General features: G+C 72.0%; 1 protein-coding gene and 1 pseudogene. Both read right to left on the bottom strand.

Annotated elements, in window-relative coordinates; genetic code table 11:
• Positions 1 to 1377: pseudogene (locus AC2W7A_RS08205) on the bottom strand (glutamate synthase subunit beta); the annotation flags it as partial.
• On the bottom strand, positions 1370 to 5980 hold the full coding sequence (gene gltB / locus AC2W7A_RS08210; protein ID WP_485990927.1) for a glutamate synthase large subunit: 4611 nt from the start codon (positions 5978 to 5980) through the stop codon (positions 1370 to 1372). The gene gltB and the pseudogene AC2W7A_RS08205, both read right to left, overlap by 8 nt.
• Positions 5981 to 6221: the final 241 nt, after the last annotated feature.

Genomic DNA, 6221 nt, shown 5'->3' on the forward strand with positions numbered 1-6221 from the left:
CCGGAATAGTCCCAGCCCGACCGACACAGCCGCCACGGCGGCGGACGGCCGGCCCGCACGAGCGGACACGACGATCGGCGCGTCGGGCTGGCGTCTGGTAGGCGTCGTCGCGGCCGATGACCCCGCGCGTGAGCCGCACGCCGGTCTGCTCGGTGAGGGTCTCCTGCTCCACGCCCGTGAAGCCGAGGGCGAGCAGGACGAGGTCCGCCGGGATCTCGTGCTCGGTGCCGGCCTTGGGGGCGCGGGAGCCGTCCTCCAGGTACTCGGTCTCGGCGACCTTCAGGGCGCGCACGCGGCCCTTCTCGTCCCCGAGGAACTCGACGGTGCTGGCCAGGTAGGTGCGCTCCCCGCCCTCGGCGTGGGCCGAGGCGACCTCGAACAGGGTCGGCACGGTCGGCCAGGGCTGGTGCTCCGGCCGCTCCGAGGGGGGCTGCCTGCCGATCGCCAGGGTGGTGACGGACGTCGCGCCCTGGCGGTAGGCCGTGCCGATGCAGTCGGCGCCGGTGTCTCCGCCGCCCAGGATGACCACGTCACGCCCCTCGGCCGTGATGGTCTCCTGCTCGCCGCCGGCGCAGCGGCGGTTCACGGGGACCAGGTAGTCCATGGCCAGGTGAATGCCCTCGAGGCCGCGGCCGGGATGGGCAGGTCGCGTCCCACCGGGGCGCCGGTGGCGACGATCACCGCGTCGAAGGAGTCCCTGAGCTCGTCCCACGGGATGTCTGTGCCGATCTCCACGCCGGTGCGGAAGCGCGTGCCCTCGGCCTCCAGCTGCTCGATCCGCCGGTCGATCACGTCTTTCTCCAGCTTGAAGTCCGGGATCCCGTAGCGCAGCAGGCCGCCGACGCGGTCGTCCCGCTCGTAGACGGCCACGGTGTATCCGGCGCGGGTGAGCTGCTGTGCGGCCGCCAGGCCGGCGGGGCCGGAGCCGACGACGGCCACCGTGTGCCCGTTCTGCCGGTGCGGCCGGCGCGGCGGCAGCCAGTCGTTCTCGAAGATCTGCTCCGCGATGGAGACCTCGACCTGCTTGATGGTCACGGCCGGCTGGTTGATGCCGAGCACGCAGGAGGACTCGCACGGGGCCGGGCAGATGCGGCCGGTGATCTCCGGGAAGTTGTTCGTCGCGTGGAGGCGGGCGGCCGCCTCCTCCCAGCGGCCACGGCGCACCAGGTCGTTCCACTCCGGGATGAGGTTGCCCAGCGGGCACCCGGCGTGGCAGAAGGGCACGCCGCAGTCCATGCAGCGGGTGGCCTGGGTGCGCACGATCGCCTCGTCCTGGCGGACGTAGACGTCCTTGTAGTCCATGATGCGCACCGGCACCGGTCGGGACGGGCGCTCCTGGCGCTCGCGATGGTTCAGGAATCCGCGCGGGTCAGCCACGGGTCACCTCCAGGATCCGTGCCCAGGCAGCGTCGCCGTCCGGGTCCATGCCGTTCTCTTCGCATTCGGCGCGCAGCGCCTGCACCGCCGCGTACTGGCGCGGCAGCACCGTGGTGAAGCGCTGCCAGAGCGCCTCCGCCGCCTCCGCGTCGCCGCCGTCGATGGTCTCGAGCATCCCTTGCGCCACGGCGGAGTCGGTCAGCTCGAGGTGGCGGCGGAGCAGCTGCGTGATCTGCTCGCGGTCGGCCTCCTCGGGCGCGCCGAGCAGCAGGGCCGACTCCTTGACCGCCAGCGGATTGATCCGGGTCTCGTCGAGGTCCAGGATCCAGGCCAGGCCGCCGGACATGCCCGCGGCCACGTTGCGGCCGGTGGGGCCGAGCACGAGCGCGCGGCCACCGGTCATGTACTCCAGGCCGTGGTCGCCGATGCCCTCGACCACCGCGGTGGCGCCCGAGTTGCGGACGAGGAACCGTTCCCCGACCCGACCGCGCAGGAACATCTCGCCGGAGGTGGCGCCGTAGCCCACCACGTTGCCCGCGATGATGTTGTCCTCGGCCACCAGCGGGGCCCGGCGGTCCGGGCGGAGCAGGATGCGGCCGCCGGACAGGCCCTTGCCCACGTAGTCGTTGGCGTCTCCCTCGAGACTGAGGGTCACGCCGGCCGGCAGGAACGCGCCGAGCGACTGCCCGGCCTCGCCGGTCAGGGCGATCGTGATGGTGTCCTCGGTCAGCTCGTCCCTCAGGCGCGCCGTGGTCACGTGGTAGCCGAGCAGGGTGCCCACGGAGCGGTCCGTGTTCTTCACGCGGTCCTCCACGCGGACGGGCTCGCCGGACTCGAGGGCCGGGGCCACCGCCTCCAGCCAGCGGTTGTCCAGCTGGTGCTCCAGGGCGTGGTTCTGCGCGCCGGTGCGGCGGTGGGCCACGGACTCGTCGAAGGAGTCGGCGGCACCGGAGCCGAGGACGCCGGACAGGTCCAGTCCTTGCGTCTTGAAGTGGCGCAGCGCGTCGTCCACCTCGAGCAGCTCGCGGTGGCCGATGGCCTCGTCCAGGCTGCGGAAGCCGAGCTCGGCGAGCAGCTCGCGCACCTCCTGGGCGATGTACTCGAAGAAATTGACCACGAACTCCGGCTTGCCGGTGAAGCGACTGCGCAGCTCCGGGTTCTGGGTGGCCACGCCCACCGGGCAGGTGTCCAGGTGGCAGACGCGCATCATGATGCAGCCGGAGACCACCAGCGGGGCGGTGGCGAAGCCGTACTCCTCGGCGCCCAGCAGGGCGGCCACCACCACGTCGCGGCCGGTCTTGAGCTGGCCGTCCACCTGGACGGTCACGCGGTCCCGCAGTCCGTTGAGCATGAGGGTCTGCTGCGCCTCGGCGAGGCCGATCTCCCACGGGGTGCCGGCGTGCTTGAGCGAGTTCAGCGGGGAGGCGCCGGTACCGCCGTCGTGGCCGGAGATGAGCACGACGTCGGCCTTCGCCTTGGTCACGCCCGCCGCCACGGTGCCCACGCCCGTCTCGGAGACCAGCTTCACGTGGACGCGCGCCTGAGGGTTGGAGCGCTTCAGGTCGTGGATGAGCTGGGCCAGGTCCTCGATCGAGTAGATGTCGTGGTGCGGCGGCGGCGAGACCAGGGAGACGCCGGGGGTGGAGTGGCGGGTGGTCGCCACCCACGGGTACACCTTGGATCCCATCAGCTGGCCGCCCTCGCCGGGCTTGGCGCCCTGGGCCATCTTGATCTGCAGGTCCGAGGCGGTGGCCAGGTAGAGGCTGGTCACCCCGAAGCGGCCGGAGGCGATCTGCTTGATGGCCGAGCGGCGCTCGGGGTCCAGCAGACGCTCCGGGTCCTCGCCGCCCTCGCCCGAGTTGGACCGGGCGCCCAGGCGGTTCATGGCGATCGCGAGGGTCTCGTGCGCCTCCTGCGAGATGGAGCCGTAGGACATCGCACCGGTGGAGAAACGCGTGACGATCGCTTCGACGGGCTCGACCTCGGCCACGGGGACCGGCGGGCGCTGCCCGGTCTTCAGCCGCATGAGACCGCGCAGGGTCATCAGCTCGTTCGACTGGTCGTCCACCCGGCCGGTGTAGTCCTTGAACACGTCGTAGCGGCGTTCGCGGGTGGAGTGCTGCAGCCGGAAGACGGTCTCCGGGTCGAACAGGTGAGGCGGGCCCTCCCGGCGCCACTGGTACTCGCCGCCCACGGACAGCGGGGCGTCCGGGTGGGGGTCGCTGCCGTCGGCGGGGAAGGCGTCGGCGTGCCGTGCCTCGACCTCGGAGGCGACCCAGGCCATGCCGACACCCTCCACCGGGGAGGTCGTGCCGGTGAAGTAGCGGTCCACGAAGCGGCGGGACAGGCCGACGGCCTCGAAGGTCTGGGCCCCGCAGTAGGAGGCCACGGTGGAGATGCCCATCTTGGACATGATCTTCTGCACCCCCTTGCCGAGCCCCTTGATGAGGTTGGCCACGGCCTCCTGCTCCGTGATGCCCTCCAGGGAGCGATCGCGGACGAGCTCCTCGGCCGACTCCATCGCCAGGTACGGGTTCACCGCGGAGGCGCCGTAGCCGATGAGCACCGCCACGTGGTGGACCTCGCGGACGTCGCCGGCCTCCACCAGCAGGGAGGTGCGGGTGCGGGAGGCGGAGGCGAGCAGGTGGTGGTGCACCGCCGAGGTCAGGAGCAGGGACGGGATGGGCGCCCACTGCGGGTTGGCGTCCCGGTCCGAGAGGATCACATAGTGGATGCCGCGCTGCACGGCCGCGGAGACCTGCTCGCAGATCTCCTTGATGCGGGTGCGCATCTCCTCGGCGCCGCCGGCCACCCGGTACAGGCCCTTCACCTTGAGGGCCCGGCGGGTGCCGTCGTCGGAGCGCATGTGCGCGATCCGGGCGAGCTGGTCGTTGTCAATCACCGGGAACGGCAGGTCGATCGCGGTGGTGCGGGACTGCCCGGGGGCCAGCAGGTTCGCCTGCGGGCCGATCGAGGTGCGCATGGAGGTGACCTGCTCCTCGCGGATCGCGTCCAGCGGCGGATTGGTGACCTGCGCGAAGGACTGCGAGAAGTAGTCGAAGAGCAGGCGGGGCCGCTCGGCAATCGCGGCGATGGGGGTGTCCGTGCCCATCGCGCCCAGCGGCTCGGCGCCGGTCATGGCCATCGGCTTGATCAGCACGCGCAGCTCCTCGAGCGTGTAGCCGAAGATGCGCTGGCGCAGCCGGACCGAGTCCGCGCCGTGGGCGATGCGCTCGCGGGTCGGCAGGGAGTCCAGGTCCAGCAGCGAGTCCTGCACCCACTGCGCCCACGGCTGCGAGGCGGCGATCTCGGCCTTGAGCTCGGTGTCCGGGACGATGCGGCCCTGCTCGGTGTCCAGCAGGAACATGCGGCCGGGCTTGACGCGTCCCTTGCGGACCACGGTGGCCGGGTCGATCGGCAGGACGCCGACCTCGGAGGCGAGGACCACGAGGCCGTCCTCGGTCTGCCAGTAGCGGGCCGGGCGCAGGCCGTTGCGGTCCAGGACGGAGCCCACCTGCACGCCGTCGGTGAAGGCGATCGCGGCCGGGCCGTCCCACGGCTCCATGAGCATCGAGTGGTACTGGTAGAACGCCTTGCGGTCCGGGTCGAGGGTGGGGTGGTTCTCCCAGGCCTCGGGGACCATCATCATGATCGCGTGGGACAGGGGCCGCCCGGCAAGCATGAGCAGCTCCGCCACCTCGTCGAAGGACGCCGAGTCCGACCCGTGGCCGGTGACGAGCGGGAACATCTCCTCCGGCACCTCGCCGAGCAGCGGGTGGCGCAGGTCTCCCTGGCGGGCGCGCATCCAGTTCCGGTTGCCCTTGACGGTGTTGATCTCGCCATTGTGCGCAATGGTGCGGAAAGGCTGCGCCAGCGGCCAGGACGGGAAGGTGTTGGTGGAGAAGCGGGAGTGCACGATGCCCAGCGTGGTGGTGTACCGCTCGTCGGACAGGTCCGGGTAGAACGGCTCCAGCTGGGCGGTGGAGAGCATCCCCTTGTAGACGATCGTCCTGGAGGACAGGGACGGGAAGTACACGCCCGCGGTCTGCGCCCGACGGCGCAGCCGCCAGGCGCGGGCGTCCAGGGACTCCCCCGGCTCGTCGAGCTCGCCGTCGTCCACGCGGGTGACGAACAGCTGCTCGAAGGCCGGCATCACCGAGCGCGCGCCCTCACCGATCACGGACTCGTCCGTGGGCACGGTGCGCCAGCCGAGGATCTCCAGGTCCTCGCGCTCGGCCAGCTGGGCGATCTCCTCCTTGGCGGAGCCGCGGCGTTCCTCGTCGGCCGGGAGGAAGGCGGTGCCGGCGGCGTACTCGCCGGCGGCGGGCAGCTCCAGGCCGGAGACCTCGCGGAAGAAGGCGTCGGGGATCTGGGTGATCAGGCCTGCGCCGTCGCCGGTGCCCTCGTCCGCGCCGACGGCGCCGCGGTGCTCGAGGGTGCGCAGCGCGGTGAGGGCGTGCTGGACGATGTCGTGCCCCGGGGTGCCGCGCAGCGTCGCCACGACGGCCAGGCCGCAGGCGTCCTTCTCATTCGCGGGGTCGTACAGGCCCTGCGCCGGGGGCACGGCGGAGTACCGGAGGAACGGGTTGAGGGACGCGTGCATGACGGTTCCTTCCTGACGACCACGGATGAGGACGGCGATGGAAGGGGACGACGCTGGCCCCTCGGAGGCGGTCCGCGGCCCGCGACGGGGCCCGTCCGCGATGTGAGCGACGTTACCGCCGCCGAGGACCCGGGCCGCTCTGTGACAGCCGGGGTTCCAGCATGTGGAAACGGGCCGGTCCGCCTGTGAGAGACGGCCGGCCCGTTCCGAGGGGACGGCGTGGGGTGCACGCGGTCAGCGG

The sequence above is a fragment of the Micrococcus sp. LASM2_SD2 genome (genome assembly GCF_057364565.1).